The sequence below is a fragment of the Pseudomonas sp. DD1 genome (assembly GCF_044510355.1).
Classification (GTDB): Bacteria; Pseudomonadota; Gammaproteobacteria; order Pseudomonadales; family Pseudomonadaceae; genus Aquipseudomonas; species Aquipseudomonas shahriarae.
The window spans coordinates 72569-96487 of record NZ_MSAJ01000037.1; the positions used below are offsets into that span (position 1 = coordinate 72569).

The window sequence follows — 23919 nt, forward strand, 5'->3', positions numbered from 1 at the left end:
TGTTTCTCATCAGGCCCTCATGGCCTGTGGGGTGGGCGAAACACGCCGGGCGTCCGGTGGCGTTTGTTATGGGGTTATTCACCGAGGTAGGCACTGCGCACCTCGGGGTGGTCGAGCAATTGCGCGCTGGCACCGCTGAGGCTGATGCGCCCGGTGTCCATCACGTAGGCGCGGTCAGTCACTTGCAGCGCAAGGCGCGCATTCTGCTCCACCAGCAGCAGGGTCATGCCCTGGCGGCAGACATCATCAATCACCTGGAACAGCTTTTCGACCATGATCGGCGCCAGGCCCATGGATGGCTCGTCGAGCACCAGCAGCCGCGGCTTGGACAGCAGCGCACGGGCCAGGGCGAGCATCTGCTGCTCGCCCCCGGAGAGCAAGCCGGCCGATTGCTGCAAGCGTTCTTCCAGGCGCGGGAAGTGCTCGAACAACTGGCGGATTTCCAGGTTCACCTGGTGCGGGTCGCGGCGCAGGAACGCCCCGGCCTGGAGGTTTTCCAGCACGCTCATGCGCGCAAAAATGCCGCGCCCTTCGGGCACCATGGCGATGCCCAGGGTCAGGCGCTCATGGGGCGCCAGGCTGAGGATCGAGCGCCCGGCAAAGCGGATCTGCCCCGCAGCGGCCGGCAGCAACCCGGTCAGGGCCTTGAGGCTGGAGCTTTTGCCGGCGCCATTGGCACCGATCAGCGTCACCCGTTCGCCTTCATTGATATGCAGGTCCAGGGACTTGACCGCCTCGATGGCGCCGTAGCGCACCTTCAGGCCGTCAATCTGCAACAACGCTTCAGACATGGGCGCCGGCTCCCAGGTAAGCCTGGATCACTTGTGGGTGGCGGCGCACTTCGGCAGGTGCGCCCACGGCGATCACGCGGCCGTAGTCCAGCACACTGATGCGGTCACACACACCCATCACCAGCTTCACGTCATGCTCAATCAGCAGCAGGGTGTGGCCGTCGTCGCGGATCTTTTCCAGCAGGCTGCGCAGTTGCACTTTCTCGCTGGCATTCATCCCGGCAGCCGGCTCGTCGAGGGCCAGCAGGCGCGGCTCGGTGGCCAGGGCGCGGGCAATTTCCAGGCGCCGCTGATGGCCGTAGGACAGGCTGTCGGCGCGGTAGTGGGCAAACCCGGCGAGGCCGACATAAGCCAGCAAGCGGTGGGCGTGGGCGCGGGTCTGCGCCTCTTCCTCGCGCCCACGCGAGTGCCCGCTCAAGGCCGCCCACACGCCGTTATGGGTGCGCACATGGCGCCCGACCATGACGTTTTCCAAGGCGCTCATGGCGTTGAACAGGCGGATATTCTGGAACGTACGCGCAATGCCGGCGCGGGCCACCTGGTGCACCGCCGTGGGCTGGTACTCCTGGCCGTCGAGTTGAAAGCGCCCGGAATCCGGGGTGTACAGCCCCGTCATCACATTAAAGAAGGTGGTCTTGCCGGCGCCATTGGGCCCGATCAGGCCGTAGATTTCCCCGGCCTCGATACTCAGGCTCACGTCATCGAGCGCAGCCACGCCGCCAAACTGTTTATTGACCTTCTCGATCTGCAATAACGGATGATTCAAGGTGCACCTCCTGTGCGGCTCGGCCAGAGGCCGGCGGGTCGATACAGCATCGCCAGAATCAGCGCCAGGCCGTAAAACAGCTGGCGGATAATCTCCGGGTCCACCAGCACCTGGCCAAACAGCGCCTGCTGCAAGGGGCCCATGCTGGCGCGTAACGCTTCGGGCAGGGCTGCGAGCAACACGCAGCCCAGAATCACCCCGGGGATATGCCCCATGCCGCCGAGCACCACCATGGCCAGCACGGCGATGGACTCGTTGAGGGTGAAGGATTCCGGTGAAACAAAGCCTTGGAACGAGGCAAACAGCGCCCCGCTGATACCGCCGAACGCCGCGCCGATGGCAAATGCCAGCAGCTTCAGGCGCAAGGTATTGAGGCCCATGGCCTGGGCCGCCTCTTCATCCTCGCGGATCGCCATCCAGGCGCGGCCAATACGCGAGCGCTCAAGGCGAATGCAGGCAAACAGGATCAGCACCACCAGCGCGGCGAACAGGTAGTAATAGAGGTAGACCGAGGGCAAGCGCAGGCCGAACAGTTCCTGGGTACGCCCCAGGTTGACCCCCAGTAGCGTCACCGGGTCGACCTGGGCGATGCCCTTGGGGCCATTGGTGAGGTTCACCGGGCGGTCGAGGTTGCGCAGCAGGATGCGGATGATTTCGCCAAACCCCAGGGTGACGATGGCCAGGTAGTCGCCACGCAGGCGCAGGGTCGGCGCCCCCAGAATCACGCCGAACCCGGCCGCCAGCAGCGCGGCCAGCGGCAAGATCAGCCAGATCGAGGTGTGCATGCCCTCCGGCAGCAGCGCCAGCAAGGCCGGGAACTGTTGCACCAGATGGGGCGATGACAGCAAGGCCGCCAGGTAGGCGCCCACCGCGTAGAAGGCGATAAAGCCCATGTCCAGCAAACCGGCATAACCCACCACGATGTTCAGGCCCAGGGCCAACATGATGTACAGCAGGGCAAAGTCCAGGGTGCGCACCCAGGTATTGCCGCCGGCATGCCCGACAATCCAGGGGGCCAAGACCAGGGCCAGGGCGAACAGCAGCAGCCCCAGGCTGGCGCGTTTGCTCGAAGGGCTCACAGCGGTTGCCAGGCTCATGCGCGGGTCGCCAATCGTTCGCCCAACAACCCCTGGGGCCGCAACACCAGCACCGCGATCAACACGATAAACGCGAACACGTCCTGGTAGTTGCTGCCGAACACACCGTTGGTGGCAGCCCCCAGGTAGCCGGTGCCGAGGGCTTCGATCAGCCCCAGCAGCAGGCCGCCGAGCATCGCGCCCTTGAGGTTGCCGATGCCGCCCAGCACCGCCGCGGTAAACGCTTTGATCCCGGGCAAAAAGCCCATGTAGAAATGCGCGCTGCCATAGTTGCTGGCCATCATGATGCCCGCCAGCGCGGCCAGGGCGCCGCCGATGGCGAAGGTCATGACGATGATGCGGTTCGGGTTGATGCCCATCAGGCTCGCCACTTGCGGGTTCTCGGCCACGGCGCGCATGGCCCGGCCAAAGCGCGTGCGCTCTACCAACAGCAGCAAACCGAGCATCAGGCTTAACGCCACGCCAATGGTGGTCAGTGCGGTGGCATTGGTCACGGCAGCGTGGGTGGCATCGCCAGCGAGTACTTCGATAGGTTCCAGGGGCAGCAATTGCGGGAACATCTGCGGGTTACGGGTCCAGACCAGCATCGCCACGGTCTGCAACAACAACGACACGCCGATACCACTGATCAACGGTGCCAGGCGCGGCGCGTTGCGCAAGCGCCGATAGGCAACACGCTCGATCACCACCGCCAGCACCGCACAAAAGGCCATGGCGATCATCGCCGCCGTCAGCAGCAACAGCACCGGCGGCATATCCGGCCAGGCTGCCTGCAGCACGCGGATCACCGACAGGCCCACCAGTGCGCCGATCATCAACACATCGCCATGGGCAAAGTTGATGATGCGCAAAATGCCGTAGACCATGGTGTAACCCAAGGCGACCAGCGCGTAGAGACTGCCCGACAGCAAGCCGTTAAGCAGTTGCTGGATAAACGCATCCATGAGAACCATCAACTCCCTTTACAAAAAACGTCGTGGCCAAGGCGCGCCGACTAAAAAGCCCGAGCGCGGAACACTAGTTATTTATTCTGTTTTTATCAAATATCTGAAGGGAATATGGTTATACAAAATACAAAAGCCCCTACACACGGGACCTTTTTGCGCTTTATTTATCTTTTTACTTAGTATTTAATTCAATACATGAATAATTTAGAACAGTTAGCCAACGATCCACCTCTACGGGCCGTGCGTACTTTCGAGGCCTTTGCCCGCCACGGTGGTGTCAATGCCGCCGCCCGCGAGTTGGGGGTGTCGCCCTCGGATGTCAGCCATCAGTTGCACTTGCTCGAGAGCTTCCTGCAACAGCCACTGACGATGCGCCAAGGCCGCAACCTGGGCCTGACCGAAGAAGGCCGCGAGTACTACCGGGCGATTCGCTCGGCATTCGCGGTACTGCGCAGCGCCACCGAACACGTGCGCGAGAAAAGCGCGACACGCCAGGTCACCATCAGCCTGATCCCGATGTTCGCGACCAACCTGTTCATCCCGAGCCTGGCGCAGTTTTTGAGCGCCAACCCGGCGCTGGATATCAACATCACCTACGCCAACCACCGCAGCTACCCCAGCGATGCCGCCGACCTGTCGATCCGCTTCGGCACCGGGCACTGGCCGGGTTATCACAGCGAGCCCCTGATCAGCGGCGCGGTCACGCCGTTCTGCAGCCGCGAATTCCTCCAGCGCCACGGCCCTATCGACAGCCCCCAGGCCCTCAGCGAACTGCCCCTGCTGCACGACGAAGAGCGTGGTACCTGGGGCCAATGGTTCGATGCCGCCGCGATCAGCCACAGCAACACACACAACGGCCTGCTGCTGGAGGACGGCCAGTTGACCCTGGTCGCCACCCGCACCGGCCTGGGCTGCTCGCTGCTGCGCGCGCCGTTGGTGGCGCCACTGGTGGCTACGGGTGAGCTGGTGCAATTGTTTGACCTGCAGGTGGATGACGGTCGCCAGTATTACCTGTGCCGCCGCGCCACCAGCGAGCTGTCGAGCGAGGGCAATAACCTGTATGACTGGATCAAGGCCCGCTTGGGCCACAGCCCCGTGTAGGGGCACGTCATGCACGAACGGCATCCCTGTGGCGAGCGGGCTTGCTCGCGCTGGGTCGCGTAGCGGCCCTAAAAATGGGACTGCTGCGCAGTCCAACGCGGGCAAGCCCGCTCGCCACACTTTATTTGTGCTTACCAACTGAACAGCATCGCGTTTTCCGGCCCGTGTATCATCAGTGCGGGCTCGCCGGTATGATCCGAGGCTCCAGAGCCTCATTGGACCCACCCTTATGCCCGGCGCCTTTACCCACCCCACTCCCGCCCCCTTGCTCAGCCAGGGCGAGACGGTGGTGCTGTTCGACGGGGTCTGCAAACTGTGCAATGGCTGGGTCAGGTTCCTGATCCGCCATGACCGCCACCGGCGTATTCGCCTGGCGGCCGTCCAGTCGCCCGAAGGCCAGGCACTGCTCGCCTGGGCCGGCTTGCCCCTGGATCAATTCGACACCCTGGCGGTGATTCGCGACCAGCACTACTGGGTCCGCTCCAACGCAGTCCTGCAGATCATCGCCCTGCTGCCCATGGCCTGGCGGCCGCTACAGTTGCTGCGGGTACTGCCACGGGTACTTCGTGACTGGGCCTATGACCGCATCGCACGTAACCGCTATCGGCTTTTTGGCCGGTACGACAGCTGCCTGCTGCCCGATCCTGATCATGCGCAACGCTTCTTGAAAACCCCGCGATGAGCACACTGACACGCATCAACTGGATCGCACGGGCGGGTCTGGCGTTCATGTTTGGCTACCACGGCCTGGTTCCCAAGCTACTGTGGCTCAGCCCTGGCGAAAGGACCATGATCCTGGCCCATGGGATCGAGCAGGTAGAACTGTTCGCCACATTGGCCGGCGTCGGGGAAATTGCCCTGGCCTTGTGGCTGCTGCTCGCACCGCGCAGTCCCTGGCCGTTGCTCCTCGCCGCAACGTCGCTGGTCATCCTGCTGCTGGATGTCGCGCTACTCAATCCAACGATGCTCAGGGATGCCTTCAACCCGGTCTCACTCAATATCGCCGGCCTCGCCCTGTGTGCGATCGCCTGGCATACCCGGCCTACATCATCAGTTCGAGCAACTGCCACGGGGTCATCTTCGTCACCATGATCAGCACGATCACAAACATCCCCAGGAACCCGAGTATCCCCAGCCAGAACCATCGCCTGTACACGCTGTGATACTCGGCACCGACCTCGTTGCCTGCAACATCGGCGTTGGCTGCGATGACCTGTAGGCGCTTCTGCAACACCAATACCGGGAGCCATAGCAACCCCACGCACAAGAAAATGATCAGCGCCGTCAGCACCCACCCGGTTGTCAAAGGAAGGCCAGTCAGCCGGGTCAGCAGGTAGCCCGTGACTATCTGTATAAAGCCGGCAGGCGTGGTGATCCAAGTGTCGAACCGCACCACCATTCTGGCCACCTGAGCGATCACCTGGGGATTGGCCGTGCGGCTGGCGGCAATCAGATAAAGGTATGACCCCATGCCAAACCCGAACAGGAACACCGCGGCGATGACATGCAGGTACTTCAAGCCCAGATAAAGCATGCTCAACGCTTTCCGTCAGCGCATTGCACGGTGAGGCTCAGATTTTGCGGGTCGTTGATGGCAGTCATGTACTCGTCGACGTTAATTTCGCCGACACACGCCCGGGCACCGGGTTCGGGCAGATAGCCTCCGGACATTTTTGCGGCCAGGGCGACGGCGGCACAGCTTGGTATTTCCGGCCCCTTGTCATTCAGGGCTGTCAACTGCAGCGTCATGGACAATGGCCCACCATCAAGACCAAGCCCCTGCACGTCGATGTACATCGCACTTTTGCCATCGCCAAAGCGTTCGAACCAAGTCCCCAAACGATGCAGTCTGCCCGCCCAGGCCGCATGGTCACGTACCAGCCCCGTACGCAGCGCCTGGGCCAACAGGTAATTGGCGACACCGCCCAGCTTCAAGCCCGCGCCCGCCTTGAAGGCCAGGGTATGGGCGCCATAGCGGCTGGCGAAAATATCCATATCTGGCACATCGACATTGGCCAATAGCCGGGTACCCAGGCCAGGCATCTTGCGTAACGTCAGATCCTGCCAGCCCAACACCTCATGCACCTGGCCATCTTTCAGTTGTTTGATCGGCTTGCCAGCGTAGGCAAGCACGCCTTCGACGGTAGACAGGCCAGGCATCTTCGCCGAAGAAGAAATGCCATGCTCGATCGCATCAATGCGCTGGAAGTGATGCCGCTGCTGATCGATCAGAGCTGCCGACAACGTCGGCACCGAGCTGCAACCGCTGAGGATCGCCACCCCCGCTTGCCTGGCGCGCGCATCCAGCACGCCAATGCCGTTGACAAAGGTGCGACAGTCCGAGAGGTCACAGTAATTGACACCCGCGTCGATGCAGCTCTGGGCTACGGCATAGGACTGCCCCTGGAATGGACCGCCGGTATGGATCACCAGGTCGATCGCCATCGAGCCCAGCGCCGCTCGGAACTCGCTGCCCATCGCATCGCCGCACCAATACTGACAGGTACGCCCTGTTTGCGTGTCTAGCGCTTGAACCTTGCACAGCAACTTGACCCGGTCGCGCCCTGATATCACCAGGTCAATACCTGGCATTCCAATCAAATGCCGACTGACGATGGAGCCGAAATTGCCGTACCCACCGATCACCATCACCCTGAACCTCATTTATCTATTCCTTGAAAGACGGGATCCCGCAGAGCTTCCCTGATATCAGTTGAGCGGGCAAGTCTTGGCGACTGCCCACGCTGCCGGCTGGTATGATGCCGCGCTTTGAAAAACCAGCTGTAGACCTGCGAGGAAATGCACCTTGAGTAACGACGCAAAAATGACCGGCGACCTGTTCGAAGTGGACAAGCGCCTGTCGCTCAAACCCGTGGTGGACTTCAATAGCTACCTGCAGGCGGCTTTTGGTGATGGCCCTTGCACCTGCACGCGCTGCGTGGCCAGCGCGGGTGACGAGAAAGGTTACGAGTATCAGCACAGCTTCGACTTCCAGGGCCAGGTAACCCACCGCCGCTTTGCGCTGACCGCTGGCAGCGATGTGTTGCAGATGCTGAAGAAGGCCTGGCTGTCGTACACCAAGGCGGAACTGCCGGGTCACGGCGAGCTGGCGTTGGACACGGTAAAGGAGTTTGTCGAACCGCAGTTGCACAAGCGTCTGCTGCCGTTGTTGCTGGCCAGCGGGTTGGTCAAGGATGTCGAGGGTGGGTTGCACATTCAGCCTGTAGTCGCCTAGGGACCGACCCGGGATACACGCGCCCGGAACGACACCAGACCACTGAAACGATTTACTGTTAATAGTGACAGTAGATCCCTGGTACTCCTCAAGTTATTAATTAACCGTAAAGCCTCTACGAACGGTTTAAATCAACTCTGAGGATTCACTAATGCCAACCCCCCAACCGCACAATACAACCGGCCATTTAACGGCGGACATTGATGGCCGCGCCTACACCGCCGAGTCTGTTTCACTTAACCTTTATAGTTCATCGATTATTGCCGGCGGTCCGATTGAAGGTATCTTGAAAGAGGGGATTTTCTTTACTTTCCCGGACCACATCAAGCCGGGCACATACGAAATGAACAGGGATACCCTTGTAGGTGCCTGGTACAACCCAGGGCAGAATCAGAATAGCTGGTACGCTGACAACAACGAGGAGGACAAGATGGAGGTTATCTCTGTTTCATTGGCAGCCGAACCTTCATTAGAAATTTCTTTCAAGTTTTTTGCGGTCAATTCTGCGGACACGCAACAGCGTAAAAAAATTATCGGCGTCGCGAAGTTCGAAGGCGCCTCGCAACAAGGTACGGTGCAATACAAGACTCAATAACACTATGAGCGCCCAAGTCTGTCTATCGCTGGAATATCCCATTTGTAAAAAGGGCCGCGCTTATTAGCGCTGGCCCTTTTTATTGTTCGCGCCATTGAGCGGCGTCAGCCAAACCACTCCCGCCGCTCCTCAAAGGTGTTGACCACCATTGCCACAATCATCTGCACCTCCTGTGGATGCGCCGCCGCGGCATTGACCGCCATCCACACCTGGCGCTGCATGTCCTGGGCAAACAAGCCCGGCAACGCCATCAAGCCCCGGTCGAAACAACTCATGTAACGCGGCAGCAAACCAATGCACGCGCTGCAGCGGATCATCTCCAGCATCAGCGGATACGCCTGCACCTGCACCACCCCCGCCAAGCGCTGTTGCACCACTCGGTTCCACGGCGCCAATGCCTCGACCAAGCCGTCAGGCTGCCATTGCACCAGCATGTAGTCCGCCAAGTCATCCACACTGTCCGGGCGTGCGGCCAGGCGTGAGTAGCGTTTGGCGATATGCGGCAGGTAATCCAGGCAGGCCAGTGCCTGCGGTGGGTGGGTCGCAAAGCCCGGTCCCGGCTGCGGCGAGTCGACGCCCGCCAGCCACAGCACTACGTCGGCTTCCACTGTCTGCACGGCCTGCGGACTGTCGATACAGACAATCTCCAGGCGCACACTGGCATTGCGGCGCAGCAGGGAGATCAGGTCGCGCCCGAGGATGTCATACAGGATGGTCTCGGCCACTGCCAGCCGAATCAACGGTTGTTCCTGCACCGGCACCCGCCGTTCATTGGCCAGGGTCACCAGCCGCGCCTGGAGCTGCAGGCCGTCACGGCTCAGCGCCAGGACATTGCCCTGGTAGCTGAACAGTGAACGGCGCATCTGTGCTTCCAGTAACGCCAGGCGTTTGCGCAGCAATGTGGCCTTGATGTTCAGGCTGCGGGCCGCCTGCATGAAACAGCCGCAGCGGGCGCTGATCAGGAAGTAGCGCGCCACCTCCGGGTCGATGCCCGCAGCCAGGGCCAGCCAGGCTTCCCGGGGTTCGCCGGGCGCGCGGTAAGGCGTCATGCCGTGGGGTGCTGCAGGTTCTAGATAGTCCATGGGGGGAACTCCCTGTCTTATTGGGTCTGTGCATCCATGCGTACAGCCTGTTTATTCCAGTACTTTGTTCAGTTGCGCCCCGTCGATGCTCAAGGTCGCGGTGTTGAGCATGCCCTCCAGATAGGCCTTGGCGATCTGCTCCTGGCGCTGGGCGCGCAGGGCCTCGGTCAGGCGTGGGCGCAGTTCTTCGAGGCTGGCGGTGCGCGCCGGTTGGTGCTCGGTCAACTTGAGCACATGGAACCCCGCCGCGCTGTGCACCGCATCCGATACCGCACCCGGCTTGAGCCGCGCGACCACGTTGCGCACCTCTGGTACCAGTTGCTGCAAGGGTTGCAGGCCCGAATCACCGCTGCGCCCGGCGCTGCCGGCGTCCTGGGAGTACTGGCTGGCCAGCCCGGCAAACTCCGCCGGGGCCGCCTGGGCCCGGCGGCTCAGTTCCTGGGCCTGGCGCCGCACGGCCTCAGCATTTTGCGGGTCGTCCACGGCGAGGAAGATCTGGCTGACCCGGTACAGCGGCGGTGTCATCCACTGGGCCTTGCCGCTGTCATAGGCCTGCTGCAACTCGGCGGCGCTGGGGTAGTCGGCCGGCACCTGGCTGACCGACAGCAGGTAGTCGCGAAACACGATCTGCTCGGTGGCGGCGCGGGTCTGTTGCTCGACGTCCGGGCGTTGCCGCCAACCCTGGGCATCGGCCTGTTCGAGCACGGCCTTTTGCGCCAGGCGCGAGCGGATCCAGGTTTCCAGGGCACCCCGATTGGCGCGCAACTGCTCGCGCGATTCGGCCGGCAAGGTGGCCAGCAATGCCTGCAGTTCCGGCACGGCCACCTGTTGATTGCCCAGGCGTGCCACCGCCGGGCCCTCTGCGCCGATCACCGGGGCCGGTTGCTGGGCCGCGACCGGGTCGCTGCCCGAGCGCAGGCCCAAGCCCACCGCCACCCCCAACAGGGCTAGCGCAGCTACCACCAGGGTTGGTTTTTTCACAGCGCTGGCGCCTCTTCGCGGGTTTCAACCTCAGGTACACCCTGGGCTTGCAGGTGCGCGGCGGTCTGGCTGTATTCACGCAGGTAGACGATAAATTCCTGCAACAGCCGATCCCACAACTCCAATTGGCTGCGCAGGTACAGGGCACCGACGCCAGCCACCATCACGTCCATCTCCATCAGCAGGAACTCCCCCTGCACGGACAGCCGGGCAAAGCGCCGCGAGGTGTTCCAGACCGGGGCCAGGCCTGCGGGCAACTCGCCCTGGACCCGCAGCGCGCAACTGTAGGTGAAATCCACATAGGCGCCCTGCTCCGCCGCCGGGTTGCCGAAGCGCACGGCAAAACCGATGCCCTGGCTGGCGCTGAGCAGTTGCACGATGCCGTTCTGCTCGCTCTGGTTGACCCGGTAGCCGGCCTCTTGCAGCAACTCGGTCAGGCACTGGGGGGTCACGCTGCTCATCAATTCGCTCATGGTTAACTTCTTCCTTGGTTGATCAGTGATTAAGCGCCGCCTGGGGCGCATCGAAACGGCTGTTGTACAGGCCATCGCCAAAACCCTGGGCCAGTTCTTCGAACTTGACCCGCGCGCCGCTGGCGAACGGTTGGCGAATGCTCATGACCTCGGCCACGTCGATTTTTTCGTAGGCCGCGAGCAACGCTTGGGCCACGCCATACATCTGTTGATTCTTGGCTGAACATTGCTGCACTTGTGTGTCACGTTCAGCCAGTTGCGCCTGCAGGCGCGCGCGCTCGGTTTCTTTGCCACGGGCCAGCACCAGCAGGTCGTCATACGCCTTCTTGAACTTGCCGGTCTGCTCGGCACTCGCCGCCACTTGCGCCTGGGCCTGGCTGTGCAGGCTCTGCTGCTGGCCGGCCAGTTGCTCGGCCAAGCCTCGGGCCTTGTCCAGCTCCAGGCTCAACTGCTTGATCTGCACCTGGGCCTGCTTGGCCTGGTTTTCGGCGGCAATCCGTGCAGCGGCGGCCTGGGCCTGTTCGCTTTGCAGTGCCTGCAGCTGCGCGGTGGTGCTGCGCAACTGGGTGCGCAGGCGCTCCTCCATGCCTTCGGCCGAGGCGCCGGTGGCGACCAGGGCCAGGACCAGTCCGCAAATTCGCATGTTCATGGGTATCTCCCGGCGCGTCAGAAGCGCGTATTCAGTTCCAGTTGCATCACATCGACTTCAAACGGCGCGCCATACACCTCTGAGGCGCTCAGCCAACGGGCGCTGGCGTAGATGTTCTTGTCGATGCCGTAGTTGCCACCAATGAAGTAGCCCTTGGCGTTGGTGCCGCCGAGGTGGAAGGACGAGTCGTTGAAGCCGTCCGGCAAGGCATCCGGCTGGATGTACTTGTAGCCAGCCAACAGGTTCCAGTCGCCGGCCTTTTTCATCTCCAGGGCGCTGCCGAGGGTGAACTGCACCATCAGCGCATTGCCGCCACTTTCAAACTGGCCCTTGCTGTTGATGTTGTTGACGATCTCGCCTTCGCTGCGCTTGAGCATCTCGCCCTTGTCGTAGGCCAGGTTGTGAATGAAGTTGGCCTGGCTGCGCAGCTTGAAGTCTTGGGGCAGTTCGCTGTCCCACACCAGGTTCAGGTCCAGCACATCGAACTTGGAGGCCAGGCCCACGTATTGCGGTTGCGGGGTCAGGCCCGGGGTCGCCGGGTTGGCGTTGATATTGCGCAGCAGGAACACGCTGTTGCCCTTTTGCATAAAGGCCACGCGCGAGCCGTCGGTGTCGCAGCCCGGCGCGCCGGCCCATGGCGAGCAAGGGCTGGAGCGCTGGCCTTCGATGTCGTCGAAGCGGTAGTAGGCCAATGCGCCCTTGAGGCTGTTGCTGCGGTTGATCTTCCAGTTGGCGCCGATCTGCCCGCCGAACAGCCATTTGGTGTCGCTGTCTTCCTTGTCGAAACCGTTGCTGCTGGCGGTGTCGGAGGTGTACTCCACCGGGAACGCGCCCAGCGTGCCGAACAGGCCCCATTCGTTGTTGAGGCTGTGGTTGAAGATCGCCGCCACGCCGTCGAAGTTGAGGTCGCTGGAGTACATCATGTCGGTGGAATAGAACGGGTTGGCGATCCGCCCGCCCGTCAGGGTCAGGTCCTGGGTGACCTTCCAGGTCAGGTAGCCCTGGTCGAGCCAGATATCTTTCTTGCCAAAGCCGCCGCCCAGGGTCTGGGTGGTGGACACCGGGTTGTTGTCGGAGCCGGTGCCGATGCGGATGCCTGCGGTCCATTCCGGCGAAATGATCGCCTTCATTCCCAGGCGTGCGCGCAGGCGGAACAGGTTCTCGCGGTCTTCACGGGTGTTGAGCAATGGCGGCAGGCGGGTGTTGGTGTCTTTGTTGACGTCGTAGGGGCCGTTCTCGTTGAGCTTGGCGTAATCGACGATTTCGTTGCTGTTGTTGCCAGAGAAAAACCGCGACTCGTCACGCAGACGGATGTCGCCATCGAAGCTGATACGCGAGACCCAATCCGGGAAGGTGTTGGGCTGGGCCCAGTTTTCCTGCTTGGCAGTGGCCATGACTTCGGCCTTGACCTGGTCGCGGATCTGATCACGCACGGCGGCCGGCACGTACTGCACCCGCACATCCCCAGGGGCCGCCGCAGGCCCGGTGGCGGCCACTGCGGTCTGGCGCGCCTGCACCGCCTCTTTCTCGGCCTGGGCGATCAGCCCCTCGGCCTGTTCCTGCTTGAGCACACCTTGCTGCACCAGCAGGCGGATCAGGTTGATCGTGGCGTTTTCCGAAGGCCCGGCCGGGGCGGCCGTTGCCTGGCCAACCAGGGTCGCGATGACCATGCCGACCGCCAGGGTCACTCGATTCACGTGGGAAATCATCTGCACACAACTCCTGTAGAAAACTGCAAAAAAGGTTGGCTCACTCCGGGCGTCGGCCCTTGAGGGACAGGCGCACCGGCAACGTCAGGGAGGCCGGTGTGCGTTCTTTCAAACGGGGCGTGGCCCGCAGTGCCGCCAGTACCTGGGCGTCGGTGTCGGCATCGCCGCTGGACTGGGCCAGCTCTACACGCGTGACCTCGCCATCGCCGCTCAGCCACAGGTCGGCCTGCACCGCATAGGCCTTTTTGCGCAACTCCGGGTCTTCGCGCAGCAGGCGCTGGAACACCCCGGCCAGGTACTGCTTGAACGTGCCCGTGCCCAGGCCGCCCCCACCGGAGCCGGCCATGCCGCCGCCCTTGCCGGCCCCCACGTTGAAACCGTCGTTACCGGCCTGGGCATCACCGTCCATCTGCATCGGGTTGGCCAGGTCGTCGGCGGGACTCGGGGGTGCCTCTTGCTCCGGCTTGATCTCCTCCGGCGCAGGTGTGGGCTCAGGCTCGGGGATCTTTTCCTCGACCTGGGGCTCGGGCTCCTTGGGCGGTTCCGGGGGCGGCGGCGGTGGTGGCGGCAACGGGATAATCATCGGCACCTTGGGCGCTTCGCGGCGCACGCCGCTCATGTCATTGGCCCACTGCCACAGGAACCAAGCGGCCACGGCGCCCACCAGCAGGCCGGCGCCCCACTTCAGCGGGCGTAGCGGCGACTTCTTCACGGGCGTGGGTGGGATCGGCATCTGTGCGGTCATGATGGTTTGCCAGTGACCAGGCCGACCTGGGACAGCTCCAGGCGGCGCAGCAAATCAAGCACCTCGATGACCTTCTGGTACTGCACCGTGGCATCGCCGCGCACAATCACCGGAAACTCCGGGTTCAGGGCCTTCTCGATGCGCAGGCGTTCTTCCAGTTCCCCCAGGGTTACCGGGTAGGCGTCGAGGAATACCTGGCCGCCGTCATTCACCGAAATCGCCTTGGTCTTGGCCTCGGACAACGACACCGAGGCACTGGCCTTGGGCAAGTGGATCTGGATCCCCGAGACCTGGGCCGTGGCGGTGAGGATAAACATCACCAGCACCACCATCAGCACGTCCACCAGGGGCGTGATGTTGATGCTGTCGACGGCGGCGTCTTCGTCATCGTCGTGGGAGGCATTCACAGAAGCCATGCTGATTCTCCTCAGGCCGGTACGTGGGCTGGCTGGGCGCGCCGATGCGCGGCTTCGCTGGACTGGCTCTCGCCGTGCATCTCGGCCAGGCGGGTGATGAACTCATCGACGAACACCCGCATGTCGGCACTGACCTCCTTGTTGCGGGTGATCAGGCGGTTGTAGCCAAACAGTGCGGGGATCGCGACAAACAGGCCCATGGCGGTGGCCAGCAACGCAGCAGCCATGCCCGGGGCGATCGCATTGATGTTCACGTCGCCGGCCATGGCCGTGCCGAGGAACACCACCATGATCCCCAGCACCGTGCCGAGCAGGCCGATATACGGGCCGCCGGCAATGGCGTTGGACAGGGTCGAGAGCTTGGCGCTGAGCTGCTGGTTTTCCCGGGTGCGCACGCCGTCCATGGAGCAGCGGATGGCTTCGATGGTGGCTGCCGAAACCGAGCTGGTGTCGGCACCCTGGGCGCGGCGGGTGCGGATTTCCTGGACGGCGACGCGGTACAGGCGCCATAACGACGAGTGGCTGAGGCGCTCGGCCAGGATCTGGTCGTCGTAGTACATCTCCAGGCGGGTGCCGATCTGCGCGAACTGCTCGCGGAAGATCTCGTTGGCACTGCTGACGCGGCTGACCATGCGGTTCTTGCGGAACATGATGACCCACGACTGGACCATCATCGCCACCAGCACCAGGATGATCACCCAGGCGTCGATAGGCACGGCCTTGAGCAAAAAGCCCAGGCTGCCGAAACCAAAGCCCGACTGTTCTTCATCCACGCCATAGGCCAGCAGTTTCGACTCAGAACCCTGGGCGCTGGCATCGGCCAACAACGCCCCCGCCGGGCGTGCGACTTTGGACAGGCGCAGCTCATCCATCGCCCCGGCAAAGGGCAGCAGGCCGCCGGTGGACTCCGGCAGGTCGGCGCCAATGGCCAGCTGGGAATTGAACGCCGGCATCGCCAGCGCCAGGGTCGCGGTTTCGCGGCCGTTGACATACAGGGTCACGGCGTTGCCAGCGGCCGTAAAGGCCAGGTGTTGCCATTGGCCGGGGTTCAGCGGCTGGGTCGATACCGCACGCTGGCCGTCGATCTCGACAAACGGCATGCCCTGGTTCAGGCCCAGCACCAGGCTGCTGCTGCCTTCACGGCGGGCCAGCACCACTTGCTCACCGGCGGCCTGGTCCAGGCGCAGCCAGGCACTGAAAGTAAAGGCGCCGCTGGCGGTGTGTTGCAACGACGGACTGGCCGGCAACAGCAACGGCTGGCCGCTGAACTGCAAGGCCCGCCCGATCACGCCGTCGATGCTCGCACCGGTGGCGTTCAGCGCGGTGTTGCCATAGGCCGTGGTGTCACGGGCCGGCGTGCCGTTGGCGCCCTCGAAATGGTAGAGCGCGGTGTAGCTCGGATCGAACGTCAATTGGCCGTTGCCGGTCGCCGGGGCCTTGTCGTTGCCGTAGTACATCCACAGGTCCTGACGCTGGCCGCCTTCGATCTTGGGCACATCGACCCAGATCAACGCCATGCCCATCAGCGGGTCGAAGCTCTCGATCTGGTGATTGAACACGGTCTTGTCGTCGGCGCTGACAAAGCGCAGGTCGGCGCCGTCTTCCTTGACCCCGTCGAAGGTGAAGTTGCCGGTGTGCAAGCGCACCAGCAAGGCAGTACGGCCCAGTGCCTGATTGATCGCGGCGCCTTGGGGGGTGGTGTCCAGCGAGATCTGTTTACGGTAGTGCCAGTCGTCCTGCCACCAGGCTTGGGCGGTGGCCGGGAGCACGAAGCCCAGGCAGATCAACAGGCTCAGAAATAGGCGTTGCATGTGAAGGGTTCTCCGGAAAAAAGGGTCAGAAAGTCGCCTGCACACTGAAGTGCAGTCGCGAGTCCTGTTTCTGGGTGTTCGGTCCATCGAGCAGCGGGTAGCCCCAATCCAGGCTGCCGGACAACCACTTGCTCAAACTGGCACGGGTGCCGAGGCCGACGCTGGCCAGGCTGTATTCGTCTTCCTGCTCGGGCAGCGGGTCATGCAGGCGCAGGCGCGCGCCTTCGGCAAACGCGTAGAAGCGCCACTCCTGCACATAGCTGCCGAGGAACTTGGCCAGGGATGGCGTACGCAATTCCTGGGAGAGCAAGTAACCCTCATCCCCGGTGCGCTCAGCGGCCAGGTAGCCACGGATCGACGTGGCGCCACCGGCCGAATACTGCTCGTTGGAGACCAGCGGGCCAGACGCCAGTTGGAACGCGGTCTTGGTCGCCGACTGCCAGTCGCCGGTGAAGGTGTAGGTGTAATTCAGGTCGCCCTTGAGCACGGCAAAGCTGGGGCTGGCCTGGTCGCGTTTGTACTGGAATTCTTCGGCGTCGCTGCCGTAGCCAAAAAACGCACGGGTGCCGACCACCAGGTTCAGGCCCAGGCCCAGTTGCGCCTGCTCGGTGTAGCGGTAGCCGTTGTAGCCGAAGGTCAGCGGCGCGTACTTGAGCGGGATCTGGTCGCGGCTGGCGCCGAACTGCATCTGCTCCTCGAAGTCCTTGAAGTCCACCCCCACCGATAACGAGTTGGCCCATACACCACTGGCCGGCAGGTTGTAGATCGCCGAGACGCCGTAGGAGTGACCCTTGCCCAGCACGTTGCTGCCGCCGATGGTGGCGATATTGCTGTCGGACTGATAACCGGAGAACTGCACAGTCCAGCGCTCGTTGAGCGGCGCGCTGTAGGCGCCGGACCAGACCTTGGCGTTTTCGCTGTCCTGGGGCGCAGTAAAGAAGGTCAAGGACACGCTGTGGCCCAGTTGCCAGAGGTTGTCGTAGCCCAGGGTCGCGACACTGCGCAGCTTCTCGGTGTCGGCACTGTAGTCGTTGTTCAGGCCGAGGCTGGCGTGCCAGGGGTTCTGGTCCTCCACTTGCAGGTCCACATCCATGGTGCCGGGGCGCTGGCCCTCGCGCACCAGCGGCGTGACCTGGCGCCCTGCCCCGCGATTGAGGCCGGCGAGCTGGGTCTGCACCGTGGCAAAATCCGGCACCGCCCCCTCCTTCAGCGCCGAAACTTCTTCGCGGATCTCTACCGGCGAATAGTGCTTGGCCCCCACCACCCGCACTCGGCCGACCTTGGTCTCGCTGACTTGCAGGTAGACGATGCCGTCATCGACCTTCTGCTCGGGCAACTCGACAAACACCGACTGATAACCGCGCGCCTGGTAGATCTTCTGCAAGGCATCGCGGGCGCCTTCGATATCGCTCAAGGTTTTTTGCGGGCCCAGGAACGGGTACACCGCCTCTTCGATCGCCCGAGCGTCGAGCACCGTATTGCCGCGCACAAAGTACTCATTGACGTCCACCCGCCGCACCGCGGCCTCGGACGCGCCACCTGGCTCATCGGCTGACACCGGCAGCGCCAGTGTCAGCCAGCACAGCGCCAGCGTTGATTTGAACAGATGCGTCACACCGCCCCCTGGATTACTCGAATGGCTGGCCTTCACGGTTGTTGGCACCACGTTCGGCCGACTCAATTGCTGGATGTCGAGGTATTGGCATGCCGTGCCAGCCAGGTATGCAGCAGCGCGAAGTTCAAGGAGAACTCCGGCATGTGCAGCAAGGCGCCACAGAACACTTCACCGATGATTTTCTGGATCAACTGCACCGCCCGTGGGTTGCCCAGGAGCGTGGCGATATCGCGCTGCAGAACGTGGATGCCCCACACCCGCTGGGTCAGGTCGAGGCCGACGAACCAGCGGAACAGCAGGTTGTAGTTGAGTTGCTCGTGCAGTTGCTGTTCGCTGGGCACCGAATAGAGCAGTTGCAGCAGCAGAATCTGCAGCACCGTGCGCGGGGCGATAAGCATGCCAGGCTCGGCATTCAGGGCCTGCAGCAAGTCGTGGTGCTGCTCCAGCACCTCGTCGATCTGCGGGCGCAGCAACACCAGGGAGTGACCGGCAGGTATATAGCTGGACACCTCTTTCAAAGCGCCTTGCCAGTCCTCCTGGGACACGATCCAGACCCAGGGCGCGCCATAGCGATAGACCGACACCGGCTTCTTGCGGGCGGCTTCGACGATCTTCGACAGGCGCTGATCGAGTTCCTGCATGCCTACTTTCGAGTAGCGTTCCATAGTTCCCATCCGCCCCACTCCTGGCCTGTTTCGCGTGCTTGAGCGCGTTACATAGGCAAGACGGAGGGACGGGGGGACTACCGAACTTTTGTCATAAAAGCTTCATTCCGCAGGGCTGATTGTCGGGCGTCGTCAGCAACCTAATGTGGGAGAGGGCTTGTTCGCGATGGGCGTAGGTCGCTACACAGCTCTCTTCTGGGTTTGTGTGTACATATCCGTTGCTGCGGTTACGGCGGCTATTGATTCCGCCCTTACGGCGGGTCACTTTTGGAAAAGAGCCCCAAAAGTAACCAAAAGGGCTCTTGCCCCACCACTCGGCACCTCGCCCAGGCTCGGTGTGCCCGTCATCCGACATTGATTTGGGGGGCCGCCGCGATGGGCCATCCATGGCCCAGCGCGGCTAACCCGGCGTCCTGCCGGGTTACCCCCCAAATCAAAATCGGATGACGGCCAGCGTGGTTTAACGGGGCGCCTAAGATCAAAATCACAAGCAAAGCGAGGCGGCCTGACAGCCGACCTGATCGTCGAGGCGTGCGCGTACCTCTGTGGGAGCTGGCTTGCCTGCGATGACGGTGTATCAGTCGATAAATGTATTGGCTAATGAACCGCCATCGCAGCGATGCGGCGACCCGACAAGCCAGCTCCCACAGGGGAATGCAGCTTCGCGCTCTGGCTTTGCTGTTGCTCTGCTTTTGATCTTGATCTCAGGCGCCCCGTTAAACCACGCTGGCCGCAGGCAGGCATTGCGCAGTGGGCACCCCGGCATGGATGCCGGGGTAGCCGCGACACGGCCAGGGATGGCCGATCGCGGCGGGCCCACGGAGCAATGCCTGACTGCGGGCATGCCGAGCCTAGGCGAGGCACCGAGTGGTGGGGCAAGAGCGCTTTGCTTACTTTGGCGCTCTTCCAAAGTGAGCCGCCGTAAGGGCGGAACCCTAAGTGGCCGTGACCGCAGCAACGGATATGTACACAACCCCCAACAACCACGAAAGAGTTTGTGTAGATACCTATGCCACAAACCGCGCGTCTACAGATCCGGAGGCAAATGCTGCACACCCTGCAGCGGCAGTTCATAAGACTTCTTCACCGTACGCACCACCAGCGTCGACGAATAAGTGCGAATCGGAATATCACGGTAAGTGTCGAGAAACCGATAGATATATTCGGTGTACTCCGTGGCATCGCGAAACTTGGCCACCATCACAAAATCGAACTCCCCGGTCATCAGGTAGCAGTCCTGAATCTCCGGGCGGGTGGCCAGGATGTGTTGCATCTTGCGATCAATGTCGTTGCTGTCCTTGTCGAGCTTGATCAAAAAGAACGCCGTGACCTGGATCCCCAGCTTTTTTTCATCCAGCACCGCGACTTTCGCCTTGATGATCCCCACGCTCTCCAGGCGCCGGATGCGCCGGTAACAACTGGTCGAGGACAGCCCCACGCTGTCGCTGAGCAGGTCCAGGCTCTGGGTACAATCCTTCTGCAATTTGCCGAGAATTTTCAAATCCATGGCGTCTGTCATTATTTCCACTTCTTCCTTGAGAAAACTGCAATGAATCCGCCGTAACGGGCGGCCAATTTGCACAAATCACTGCACAGTGGCCCGTTACTATCAATTCCAGCTTAGCAGCCCCGAAAGATCCAGCATGGGCGGCGTGAGAGGGATCTTATGATAGTTGCGAAACCGACATGGACCGCTGATATCCAAGGGCTTTTCACCGCGCCTTACTGGATACCGCCCGCCGAGCGCGGCCAGGTCGCAGGCTCGTGGGTGCGTTGCATGAATGCCTACGACGTGTTCCTGGAAGACCCCGATTCGGTCAAGACCTGGTCCGAAACCATCTACCAGCACCTGGCCTCACGCAACATGCCGCTGACCCTGGATGACCGGCAGTTCTGGCCGATCGACGCCCTGGAAACCTTCCGGTTGTGGGTCAACCAGGGCTGGCGCCTGAACAGTTTTTCGCCGTTCGATATCGCCGAGCGCATCCCACCGCCAGACCTGCCGCACCCGGTCAGGCGCGTGCGCCAGGACATCCGCGCGCTGAGTCAGGAACAACTGGACCTGTACCGCGCGCGGCTCGATGACGTGATGCAGATCGGCAACCCGGACAGTGGCTCGCCATGGCAGCGCTATGCCTATATCCACAGCAACTGGTGCCTGCATTATCAGGAGGCCTTTGCCCTGTGGCATCGCGCTTACCTGCTGTACCTGGAAGCCTTGATTGACTACCCGATCCCGTACTGGGACTGGATGGCCGAAGACGCCAGTGTCGATGGCAGCCCCCAGGCCGGTTTGCCCCAGGCGTTTCTCGATGAAACCTATGTGCACCCCCGCAGCGGCGAAGTGCGGCCCAACCCGTTGCGCTATGCGGCGGCCAAGGATGGGCGCTCGAAGGTGTGTGCCTCGGGCAATGTCGAGGGCGTGGATTGCCGCTTTGTGCAACGCAACCCGCTGTTCTACACCCAGGGCGACTCACAACGCGTCAAACGCACCCAGTTGTATGGCATGAGCCGGATTTTCCAGCAGCAGGTGGTGGATGCCTTGACGTTCAAGACCTTCAGCCAGCCCCAGGGCGTGCCGGGGTATCCCTGGGCCAATATCACCGAGTTCGATCCGCCGCAAAAAGACGAGTTGTACCCCAATCGCACACTGAATTTCGATGGCCTGTACGAGCAGCCCCACGACAACTATCACGGCTGGATCGGCGGCGATATGGCCGATAACGCCTACACCGCGTTTGACCCACTGTTCTGCTCTTACCACGCCAATATCGACCGCGTGCTGGAGATCTGGATCCGCGCCAACCCGGCGGCGCAGTACACCACCCAGTGCCTGCTCCAGCCGTTTGCCGGCAACCAGGCCGAGACGGTCACGTTCACCAGTGCCGATGCCTGGCGCTACACCACCCTGGGCGATATGGCCCAGGACAGCCGGCACATCGGCTACGACTACGGCACCCCGGTGGCGCCGCCGTTCGGTGCACGACGCGCCAGCGCAAAAGCGTGCTGCCCGCACAGTGCCGCGCCTGCCCAGGAGCAGGCCCAGGCCAGCGGCCCGTGGGTAGTGTTCGACCATGTGCGCTGCACCCACGACACCTACCTGATCGACGTTTTCCTCAACCAGGCCGACGCCACGCCCCAGCAGGTCAGCGCTGAGAACCCGCACTACGTCGGGCGCTTCAGCCGGATCGGCATGGGCCTGGTGGATGACAAGGGGCGCTGCATCCCCCATGGCGTGTGCCGCGCGCTGAATGCCGCGCGCAGTGTCACGGCATTGCACCTTGGCCCCACGGACGAGCTGCAGTTGAGCCTGCTGGTCACCCATCTCGATAGTGGCCGGGTATTGGCGCCGCAAGAGTATGCGCCGCTGCCTGGCTTTATCGCCCAACTGGTGTGGGACGACCCGCGCCAGACCGTTGCCGACCCTCCCCCGAGTGCCGGTTGCTGCTCCGTTTCTACCCCCCATGGAGATCTGACATGAGCACGCCCTTCAAGCAATTCACCTCCCCCGCCGGGCAAGCGCCAAAGGACTACAACAAGCTGGGCCTGGAAGACCAGTTGCCGCAATTTGAAACCGACTGGAACAACGACGTCACCGGCTGGACCGAAGCGGCGATCATCGGCAACCCATGGTCGGGCCTGTACGACGCGCCACGCTCGGGCTATTACAACCCGCTGGTCGAGGGCTATGGCGACACCACCCCGCCGGCGATTACCTGGCAACCCTTTCCCAACCGGCTGTGGACGTTTTTTTATAGCAACGGCACGGCGGTGATTCCGCAACTGGGCGGCAAGGCCATGACCCTGCAACAGGTCATGGAACTGACCGACAATGGCCAGATCACCATCAACGACACCCTGTACACCCTGTACGACCCGGACAAAAAAGGCACCCTGCTGCAACTGCCGGTGACCCGTTGCCCGAGTATCGACTGGAACGGCAAGTACAAGGACTTCTCACCCTCGGGCCCACGGGGCTGGCTGGACGAGTATTGCGAGTGGTCGATTGTCCGCGATGCCAATGGCGACATGCGCAAAATCACCTTCACCAGTGAAAACCCGGCGTATTTCCTGGCCATGTGGCGCATCGACCCGAATGCCGTGCTGGGGCTGTATCGCGACTACATCGACCCGAACGTCCAACTCGAAGACCTCTACCTGCGCTATGCCACCGACTGCCCGACCGGCAATGCCGGGGATCCGGTGATTGACCCGACCACGGGCCTGCCCGCCTACGACACTGTCAACAAATGGAACGCCGGCACCGCCTGTACGCCCGGCCAGTTCGGCGGCGCGATGCACCTGACGTCCGGCCCCAACACCCTCAGCGCCGAGGTGTACCTGGCGGCGGCGGCCACGATCATGCGGCCCCTGAAAAGCAGCCAGAACCCTCAGTCGCTGATCTGCTGCGCGCAATATGGGCAGAACTATCGCAACTCCGACCCGCATATCGGTTTTGCGGCCAATGAGGCGGCCATCAGCAACCGTATATCCCTGACCAATCCCATCGCCCTGTACCTGCAGCAACCGACCAACTTCAGCGCGTGGAAAGGCCCGCAGGGCCAGGATGTGAGTCAGTACTGGCGCATTACCCGCGGCACCGCCAAATCGGCGATCAACGGCTCCGACCAGATCCTCCAGGCGGTGTTCGAGGTGCCGCAAAGCGCGGGGTTCTCGATCAATGACATCACCATCAACGGCCAGGCCGTGGACTATGTGTGGGTGATTGCCCAGCAACTGCTGGTGGGCCTGAGTGTGACCGTCATGCCGAGCACCACGGCGGCGCCGTCTCCTTGCGTACAAGACCGGGTCAATGGCCTGCAACCCTGGCCGGTGCAGTTATTGCCGCTGGACCTGTTCTACGGCCAGTCGCCTACCGACCTGCCGGCCTGGCTGGCCCCTGGCAGCAGCGGGCAGTTTGTCCTGGTGGTGCAAGGCGCCGATCTGCAGACCACCGCCGCCACGGCGAGGATCCAGTTCAGCAATCCCGGGGTGACGGCACAGGTCACGAAGTTCATGCCCGATGCCTCGGCCATTCCCGGCCAGACCAACGCGGGCGGCACCCAGGGTTACATCATGACCATCAGCGTCGCGGCGAACGCCGCGCCGGGGCTGGTGACGGTACGCGCGCTCAACCCGGGCGAGGCGGATGACGTCAGCGCGGCGGACCACCCGTGGGAATCCGGGCTGGCGCTGGTGCCATCCACCTAAGCCCCCCTGTGGCGAGGGGGCAAGCCCCTC

General features: G+C 62.6%; 24 protein-coding genes. 7 read left to right on the plus strand and 17 right to left on the minus strand.

Annotated features, from left to right (window positions below):
* Window positions 1-74: 74 nt before the first annotated feature.
* From PSFL_RS23500 to PSFL_RS23515, 4 genes are read right to left on the minus strand one after another with little or no spacing between them, the layout of a single operon-like run.
* Window positions 75-791, minus strand: coding sequence for an ABC transporter ATP-binding protein (locus PSFL_RS23500; protein WP_057438694.1), 717 nt, complete (start codon window positions 789-791; stop codon window positions 75-77).
* On the minus strand, window positions 784-1557 hold the full coding sequence (locus tag PSFL_RS23505; protein WP_029292970.1) for an ABC transporter ATP-binding protein: 774 nt from the start codon (window positions 1555-1557) through the stop codon (window positions 784-786). The genes PSFL_RS23500 and PSFL_RS23505 overlap by 8 nt, the downstream gene beginning before the upstream one ends.
* Window positions 1554-2654 carry an ABC transporter ATP-binding protein gene (locus PSFL_RS23510; RefSeq protein WP_057438695.1) on the minus strand — a complete coding sequence of 367 codons (1101 nt, stop codon included), beginning with the start codon at window positions 2652-2654 and terminating at the stop codon, window positions 1554-1556. Before PSFL_RS23510 ends, PSFL_RS23505 begins: the two co-directional genes overlap by 4 nt.
* Complete coding sequence (locus tag PSFL_RS23515) at window positions 2651-3598, minus strand: branched-chain amino acid ABC transporter permease (RefSeq protein ID WP_057438696.1); 948 nt, start codon at window positions 3596-3598, stop codon at window positions 2651-2653. Before PSFL_RS23515 ends, PSFL_RS23510 begins: the two co-directional genes overlap by 4 nt.
* Window positions 3599-3796: 198 nt before the next feature.
* Between PSFL_RS23515 and PSFL_RS23520 the strand changes: the two genes are divergently transcribed.
* From PSFL_RS23520 to PSFL_RS23530, 3 genes are all read left to right on the plus strand, one after another.
* Complete coding sequence (locus PSFL_RS23520; protein ID WP_397470537.1) at window positions 3797-4702, plus strand: LysR substrate-binding domain-containing protein; 906 nt, start codon at window positions 3797-3799, stop codon at window positions 4700-4702.
* A gap of 229 nt (window positions 4703-4931) precedes the next feature.
* A complete protein-coding gene (locus PSFL_RS23525) occupies window positions 4932-5384 on the plus strand; it encodes a thiol-disulfide oxidoreductase DCC family protein (protein ID WP_397470538.1) in 453 nt (150 codons plus the stop codon).
* Window positions 5381-5794 (plus strand): DoxX-like family protein, encoded by a 414-nt coding sequence (locus tag PSFL_RS23530; protein WP_057959885.1) that lies wholly within the window; start codon window positions 5381-5383, stop codon window positions 5792-5794. The genes PSFL_RS23525 and PSFL_RS23530 overlap by 4 nt, the downstream gene beginning before the upstream one ends.
* Here PSFL_RS23530 and PSFL_RS23535 read toward each other — a convergent pair.
* Both PSFL_RS23535 and PSFL_RS23540 read right to left on the minus strand, forming a co-directional pair.
* A complete protein-coding gene (locus tag PSFL_RS23535) occupies window positions 5745-6236 on the minus strand; it encodes a DUF2269 domain-containing protein (RefSeq protein WP_271044116.1) in 492 nt (163 codons plus the stop codon). The genes PSFL_RS23530 and PSFL_RS23535 overlap by 50 nt on opposite strands.
* Before the next feature lie 2 nt (window positions 6237-6238).
* Entirely contained in the window at window positions 6239-7366 is a 1128-nt protein-coding gene (locus tag PSFL_RS23540) for a saccharopine dehydrogenase family protein (protein ID WP_273870674.1), read from the minus strand.
* A gap of 142 nt (window positions 7367-7508) precedes the next feature.
* Here PSFL_RS23540 and PSFL_RS23545 point away from each other — a divergent pair, with 142 nt between their 5' ends.
* Both PSFL_RS23545 and PSFL_RS23550 read left to right on the plus strand, forming a co-directional pair.
* Window positions 7509-7937 carry a hypothetical protein gene (locus PSFL_RS23545; RefSeq protein WP_057959888.1) on the plus strand — a complete coding sequence of 143 codons (429 nt, stop codon included), beginning with the start codon at window positions 7509-7511 and terminating at the stop codon, window positions 7935-7937.
* A gap of 151 nt (window positions 7938-8088) precedes the next feature.
* A complete protein-coding gene (locus PSFL_RS23550; protein WP_397470539.1) occupies window positions 8089-8532 on the plus strand; it encodes a hypothetical protein in 444 nt (147 codons plus the stop codon).
* Window positions 8533-8636: 104 nt separating this feature from the next.
* Here PSFL_RS23550 and PSFL_RS23555 read toward each other — a convergent pair whose 3' ends face one another.
* From PSFL_RS23555 to PSFL_RS23605, 11 genes are all read right to left on the minus strand, one after another.
* On the minus strand, window positions 8637-9614 hold the full coding sequence (locus PSFL_RS23555) for a LysR substrate-binding domain-containing protein (protein WP_397470540.1): 978 nt from the start codon (window positions 9612-9614) through the stop codon (window positions 8637-8639).
* Window positions 9615-9665: 51 nt separating this feature from the next.
* Window positions 9666-10595 (minus strand): peptidylprolyl isomerase, encoded by a 930-nt coding sequence (locus PSFL_RS23560; RefSeq protein ID WP_397470541.1) that lies wholly within the window; start codon window positions 10593-10595, stop codon window positions 9666-9668.
* Window positions 10592-11068, minus strand: coding sequence for a YbjN domain-containing protein (locus PSFL_RS23565; RefSeq protein ID WP_397470542.1), 477 nt, complete (start codon window positions 11066-11068; stop codon window positions 10592-10594). Before PSFL_RS23565 ends, PSFL_RS23560 begins: the two co-directional genes overlap by 4 nt.
* 22 nt (window positions 11069-11090) lie before the next feature.
* Window positions 11091-11717: a DNA repair protein gene (locus PSFL_RS23570; RefSeq protein ID WP_115127987.1), complete on the minus strand. Its 627-nt coding sequence runs from the start codon at window positions 11715-11717 to the stop codon at window positions 11091-11093.
* 17 nt (window positions 11718-11734) lie between these two features.
* Window positions 11735-13426, minus strand: coding sequence for a putative porin (locus PSFL_RS23575; RefSeq protein WP_397470543.1), 1692 nt, complete (start codon window positions 13424-13426; stop codon window positions 11735-11737).
* Window positions 13427-13466: 40 nt separating this feature from the next.
* Window positions 13467-14171 (minus strand): energy transducer TonB, encoded by a 705-nt coding sequence (locus tag PSFL_RS23580; RefSeq protein ID WP_397470544.1) that lies wholly within the window; start codon window positions 14169-14171, stop codon window positions 13467-13469.
* On the minus strand, window positions 14168-14587 hold the full coding sequence (locus tag PSFL_RS23585) for a biopolymer transporter ExbD (RefSeq protein WP_057438708.1): 420 nt from the start codon (window positions 14585-14587) through the stop codon (window positions 14168-14170). The genes PSFL_RS23580 and PSFL_RS23585 overlap by 4 nt, the downstream gene beginning before the upstream one ends.
* An 11-nt stretch (window positions 14588-14598) precedes the next feature.
* Window positions 14599-16398: a DUF2341 domain-containing protein gene (locus PSFL_RS23590; protein WP_271044113.1), complete on the minus strand. Its 1800-nt coding sequence runs from the start codon at window positions 16396-16398 to the stop codon at window positions 14599-14601.
* A 25-nt stretch (window positions 16399-16423) separates the two neighbouring features.
* Window positions 16424-18013 carry a ShlB/FhaC/HecB family hemolysin secretion/activation protein gene (locus tag PSFL_RS23595; RefSeq protein WP_057438710.1) on the minus strand — a complete coding sequence of 530 codons (1590 nt, stop codon included), beginning with the start codon at window positions 18011-18013 and terminating at the stop codon, window positions 16424-16426.
* 62 nt (window positions 18014-18075) lie between these two features.
* Complete coding sequence (locus PSFL_RS23600) at window positions 18076-18678, minus strand: transposase (protein ID WP_057438711.1); 603 nt, start codon at window positions 18676-18678, stop codon at window positions 18076-18078.
* A 1027-nt stretch (window positions 18679-19705) separates the two neighbouring features.
* Complete coding sequence (locus PSFL_RS23605) at window positions 19706-20185, minus strand: Lrp/AsnC family transcriptional regulator (protein WP_057438712.1); 480 nt, start codon at window positions 20183-20185, stop codon at window positions 19706-19708.
* Between the two features lie 159 nt (window positions 20186-20344).
* Here PSFL_RS23605 and PSFL_RS23610 point away from each other — a divergent pair, with 159 nt between their 5' ends.
* Window positions 20345-22159, plus strand: coding sequence for a tyrosinase family protein (locus PSFL_RS23610; protein ID WP_057959147.1), 1815 nt, complete (start codon window positions 20345-20347; stop codon window positions 22157-22159).
* Complete coding sequence (locus tag PSFL_RS23615; protein WP_315493189.1) at window positions 22156-23889, plus strand: hypothetical protein; 1734 nt, start codon at window positions 22156-22158, stop codon at window positions 23887-23889. Before PSFL_RS23610 ends, PSFL_RS23615 begins: the two co-directional genes overlap by 4 nt.
* Window positions 23890-23919: the final 30 nt, after the last annotated feature.